Origin of the sequence: Carboxylicivirga linearis (genome assembly GCF_018271995.1) — a bacterium.
In the GTDB taxonomy this organism is placed as follows: Bacteria; Bacteroidota; Bacteroidia; order Bacteroidales; family Marinilabiliaceae; genus Carboxylicivirga; species Carboxylicivirga linearis.
Window position 1 is genome coordinate 1 of record NZ_JAGUCO010000053.1, and the last position, 4,854, is coordinate 4,854.

A 4,854-nucleotide genomic window follows, 5' to 3' on the forward strand; every position below is an offset into this window, starting at 1 on the left:
TAAAAAAAATAGACTATATATTAAAATAGTAGTAACAAAAAAAACAAGACTGGCTATATGTGGGATAGAGAGCATACTCCGTCTATTACATAGTTGGCGGTAATTTAAACTGACGTTCAAATAATAGACAATTAAATGACAAGAACTGTAATTTCTGATGAAATTGAAATATTGACTGATAAAGAAAAAGAGCAAAAAACAATAATAGCTCAGAAAAAGCATTCTTCTGGCTCTGACAAATTTGCAATCTTTTTTTTATCATGTGGAATAATTGTATATCCGATAGCTTTCTTCTCTGTTGACAAGGATTTTAGTTTTATAGTGTTCTCTTTAATTTTCATCTTAATGATTGGTGGACTCGGTATTCAAATATTCTTAGCTTTTAAAGAGAAACAAATCATAGAAATTTACAAAGATTATTTTGTCTTTTACAAGAGACGCCCCTTCCTGTCGAGAAAAGTCAAAATAGAAAAAAAAGAAAAAAAGAATATTGAGTTATCAAAGGTCCGTGACTTAGGCTTTAATTATTTTATTGGGATTAAATACATCGTGAATTTGTATTCGTTTAAGGTTCCGACAATTAATGGATTTACATTTTTTGAACACTTTGACGAGAAACAAAAGAAATGGATAATAAATTATTTGAAGAAAAAATAAAAACTACCGCCAACAAAGTACATATTGCAGGGCGGGGTTTGGTGGTACGCCAACCGCGGATTCTCGCATCGCAGTTCCGTGTCCTTCGGACAGGAACGCTCTCCGAAATCCGCCCCGCAACATGTACCAACCGTTGTAGGTAATATAACACCGCAAACCATAAAGATATGATACAGTTACCAGATATTTCAAAATGGAATCCTCGCCAAGATAAGCAGGAAGCTATTAGTAATACCTTTTTGCAAACATGTCAAAGTATTGAAGCTAGATTAATTGCAGAATCTCAAATTGAAAAGAGGTTTAATATTGATAATTATGATTCTGGTATCGGGATAGAAGACTTATTTAAAAGAGAAATAGGTTTATTGTTGCCATCTAGGTATGAAATTACTTCAGGAGTTATATCTGATAAAAAAGGACTTACATGTGGAGATTGTGATATTGTAATTTTGAATAAGCAATGGTTTCCTTTGATTAAATATGGTGCAACAAATGAATCTAGAAGAGTTCATATTCCTGTCGAATCAGTTTATTCTGTTATTGAAATTAAACAATCTCTTACGAAGGAATCGCTGGAAAAAGCAATGGAGAAAATTGTAACGTATAAACGACTAGACAGAATTCGTTCAGAATACGGTAGAATTGTTGAAAATCATAATCTAGCAGGACTTGAGAAGCCAGATAATTCCCTTAATTATCGATACGACTCAATACTAATGGTAAATTCAAATGAAAAAGATAGATCAGATTTAATTAAGCATTTCTTTAGAATTAATGAACTTTTAGCTCCTGAAGATAGGGTTAACTCATTGGGGGTTTTAGGTTATGCATTTGCTTGTTATACGACACCAATTGAAGGAGTAGGACATAAGGAAAAGCTATACCCCTCAAATGAATCAGGTAATTACAAACCATATATTCTAGAAACGGAGACCGATGTTTTTTATCGTTTCTGGGTTAATTTATGGAAACATTTATCGCTTACAGTATTAAATGGAGACAAGATTTTTGAAGGATATGCTGCAAATGCTTTTCGAAAAGGAAAACCATTAGATTTGAAATAAATACTACCTACAACACACGGTATATTTCAGGCGGCAAGTAGCTCAATTTGATAGGTTTGCAATTTCTATTAAATTCGTAACGGCAGACAGGAAAGCTGTTCCTAATGCCGCCCGCAACATACCGTCAACGTTAGACGCCAATTAAAAAACTAAGGAGACAATTTTAACGAACAGAAAATAATCACCGAGAAAAGAAAAAAGCTGTTGTTGAAACAGGCCGAAGCTCAAGCTTCTATTTTTGGTCGGGCAGAAGGCTACCTTGAAACTCAAGTTTGGGCTTGAAGTGAAAAGTAGAAAAAATAGCATATCTGGAAAATTAGGTTGGGCGAAGTTTTTCAAAGTTGGAAAGTGAAATTTTGGAACGAAGCTTTTTCCTGCGCGCGGAGAAAACCTAGAAATTGAAGTAATTACAATAACTTGACGCTTAATTTTGAACGGACAGAAGAAAATAAACTGGCGCTAACATGTGGTAATAAGGCATTGGCGGGTTCGTGCCGATTCGACGGGGTCGAATCTCGTGCCTGCTTCTGCACGGTCAGACAGATTGACTCTCGTCAATCCGCCACGACCTCATACCACTGTACGTTGTAGTGCATTAGCCCTCGCACTTCAACAATTCATTCCAAGTACAATCAATAGCATCTCTACAATTATTGTCGTCAGTCCCTCCCCACACATCTTCAAGTCTATGCAGTGTATTTGTTTCAGTTGGATCATATCCACATTTACATACCGCCCAAATATCGCATATATCCTCCCCCACTTGTTCGCTGTGTATCATAAATTTAGTGTTGTTGCCGCATTTCGGACATGGTTTTATATATTTGTTCGCTTTGTATTCAATTAGTCTTGCCATCGCTCAAAAACGCACTACAACAACAAATATAAAACAGTGGGGTTGCAGTGCTATTTTTAGCCCATCTGCTTCAATTAAACATTTTATTTATTTTTAAGGTGAGTGCGTTTAATCCCCACCGATTTCATATTTTAGACCGTTAGGCAACATTAGAAATGAGTATATTCAATCGAAAGACAAAAAAGAAGCACATTGAACAGTTCGGACTTAGAATAGCTGAATGTTTGGAATCTGAAATGCCTCAAATCAAGACAGCAGTCGGACTTTCGAAAATTTACGGAATCAGTTTTATGCATGAGCCAAAAGGAATCTATATATCCCGTGGATACAACCCGAAGGAATTTGAAATTATCAACAGAAACCATAAGACTTGCTTCAACTTGTCTGGAATATCAGTTCTCAACAAAAAGGAAAACCTATATCAGCCTATCAAATTGTATTATCAATCTGACGGTTTGACCAGAATCGAAATTGACAATCCAGAATACTTCCATAAGACCTTTGACCTTAATAAAGTTCAGAAAAGAGAAATAGAACTTGAGCATCTGAAAATGGAAAATCCGGACCGAAAGACAGCTGAAAAAATATTGAAATCACTAAGCAAGGAGCAAATTGACCTTTTGGAACTGGATTACACATTTGAAATTGAATTTGATGATAAATTGTTCTATACAATCTTGGATATGGAAGACGGAAATTATTTTGCAGTAGATAAAAAGGGAAAAGTGTATCGACTAAATCACGACCAAACGGAAAGAGTAAAAATGATAGCAGATAAACCGACTGACTTTTTTAAGATTTACAAAGGTCAAAAGAGCGAATTAGAGGAAATAATGAACAAATAAAAACGTTGCCTAACACGCTGGAAATAAAGCATGGCTCGGTTTGCTCGTCCTGACACTTTAGTCTACCGTCTTAGTCCCCCTAACGGGTGACACGACACCACGACTAACGCGCCACGACTTCATCCAGCAAACGTTGGCTACCATATCAAACATAATCCTTAATGAGAAACGTAATTACAAAAAGAATACAATTAAGTTGTAATGAAATAGAGGAAGTAATGTTGAATTCTGCAGAATTCTATAAAGAAGTTGCTCCGACTCATTTTGGACAAATGTATATGAGAGCAGTAATGAATAGAGTTTATCTAAAAAAATTGGGAAAGAATCTTCTAGAACTTTCAGAGGCTTGTGGAAATAGTGGACCTTTAGAAGTTATAGGAATATGCAAATTGACTCAAGTTTCATCTCATATTACAGAACTGAGTTTAACTTTTAAGTATGGTAATCTTAATCCAGAAATATTAAAATATGTGTTTTTGTTTTTCTTGACAATAGGACTTGCGACTTTATGCTTTGGAGAATTAATAGGCCTTGTGTTTCTAATTCCTTCAGTTTTTACCTTTATTATAATGACCAGTAAGAATTTTATAAAGAAAGCATTTTTGAAGAAATTGGCAATTGCTTTGAACGTTGAAGATAATTGGAAATAAATAAAATACGGTAGCCAACACGCTGGAAATAAAGCATGGCTCGGTCGGCTCGTCCTGACACCTTAGTCTACCGTCTTAGTCCCCCTATCGGGTGACACGACACCACGACTAATGCGCCACGACTTCATCCAGCAAACGTTACAGCCCATAAAAAACTTTAACATGAGAAAAAGTACTGAAATTGTAATATTGATATTTTTAATTGCATCAGTAACTTATAGCCTTATATCTCTATTTACCTCGCCAGTTGTTGTTAGTTTTCAATTTTACAGTGGTGTTGCTGGACTTACAATCGCAGCAGTGACAAGAATCTGGAATCAAAAGTTATCAGGTCTAATACTAACGGGCATTCTAGCAATAGGGGTAATAAATATTGTTGAATTTTCACACTATACGTTCACATTTAGTTTGGACATTATTCCCTTTCTAAAAATTAACCCATTAGTATTATTATTCTTTCTTGCAGAATTAGCAATAAATGGACAGACAATAAGAGAGTTTTTATCTGATAATCCAGATGCTGGTCAGGAAGCTAATTCCAAACAAATGGAAATTAAGGGATTCTCAAAAAGATATGAAAATTTAACTGACAAGGAATTGCATGCAATCATAAATAAGCCCAATGATTATGTGGAATCTGCTAGGGTTGCAGCAAAAGATATTCTAGATAAAAGAAAAAACGGGCTGTAACACGCTGGAAATAAAGCATGGCTCGGTCGGCTCGTCCTGACACTTTAGTCTACCGTCTTAGTCCCCCTATCGGGTGACACGACACCACGACT

General features: G+C 35.5%; 6 protein-coding genes. 5 read left to right on the top strand and 1 reads right to left on the bottom strand.

All coding sequences use genetic code 11. From position 1 onward, the window contains the following. The first annotated feature begins 135 nt into the window (after positions 1-135). Complete coding sequence (locus tag KEM10_RS23275; RefSeq protein WP_212220612.1) at positions 136-657, top strand: hypothetical protein; 522 nt, start codon at positions 136-138, stop codon at positions 655-657. Between the two features lie 167 nt (positions 658-824). Then, entirely contained in the window at positions 825-1,721 is an 897-nt protein-coding gene (locus KEM10_RS23280) for a DUF6602 domain-containing protein (protein WP_212220615.1), read from the top strand. A gap of 595 nt (positions 1,722-2,316) precedes the next feature. Here KEM10_RS23280 and KEM10_RS23285 read toward each other — a convergent pair. Further along, positions 2,317-2,502: a hypothetical protein gene (locus KEM10_RS23285; protein WP_212220617.1), complete on the bottom strand. Its 186-nt coding sequence runs from the start codon at positions 2,500-2,502 to the stop codon at positions 2,317-2,319. Between the two features lie 230 nt (positions 2,503-2,732). Between KEM10_RS23285 and KEM10_RS23290 the strand changes: the two genes are divergently transcribed. From KEM10_RS23290 to KEM10_RS23300, 3 genes are all read left to right on the top strand, one after another. Further along, positions 2,733-3,422, top strand: a complete 690-nt coding sequence (locus KEM10_RS23290) for a hypothetical protein (protein ID WP_212220620.1) — start codon at positions 2,733-2,735, stop codon at positions 3,420-3,422. 161 nt (positions 3,423-3,583) lie between these two features. Then, on the top strand, positions 3,584-4,072 hold the full coding sequence (locus tag KEM10_RS23295; protein WP_212220623.1) for a hypothetical protein: 489 nt from the start codon (positions 3,584-3,586) through the stop codon (positions 4,070-4,072). A 162-nt stretch (positions 4,073-4,234) separates the two neighbouring features. Next, positions 4,235-4,762: a hypothetical protein gene (locus KEM10_RS23300; RefSeq protein WP_212220625.1), complete on the top strand. Its 528-nt coding sequence runs from the start codon at positions 4,235-4,237 to the stop codon at positions 4,760-4,762. Positions 4,763-4,854 lie beyond the last annotated feature (92 nt).

Excerpts from the sequence above, each read along its gene's own strand:
- KEM10_RS23275 (WP_212220612.1), top strand. The coding sequence starts at position 136 with ATGACAAGAACTGTAATTTCTGATGAAATTGAAATATTGACTGATAAA.
- KEM10_RS23280 (WP_212220615.1), top strand. The coding sequence starts at position 825 with ATGATACAGTTACCAGATATTTCAAAATGGAATCCTCGCCAAGATAAG.
- KEM10_RS23285 (WP_212220617.1), bottom strand. The coding sequence starts at position 2,502 with ATGATACACAGCGAACAAGTGGGGGAGGATATATGCGATATTTGGGCG.
- KEM10_RS23290 (WP_212220620.1), top strand. The coding sequence starts at position 2,733 with ATGAGTATATTCAATCGAAAGACAAAAAAGAAGCACATTGAACAGTTC.
- KEM10_RS23295 (WP_212220623.1), top strand. The coding sequence starts at position 3,584 with ATGAGAAACGTAATTACAAAAAGAATACAATTAAGTTGTAATGAAATA.
- KEM10_RS23300 (WP_212220625.1), top strand. The coding sequence starts at position 4,235 with ATGAGAAAAAGTACTGAAATTGTAATATTGATATTTTTAATTGCATCA.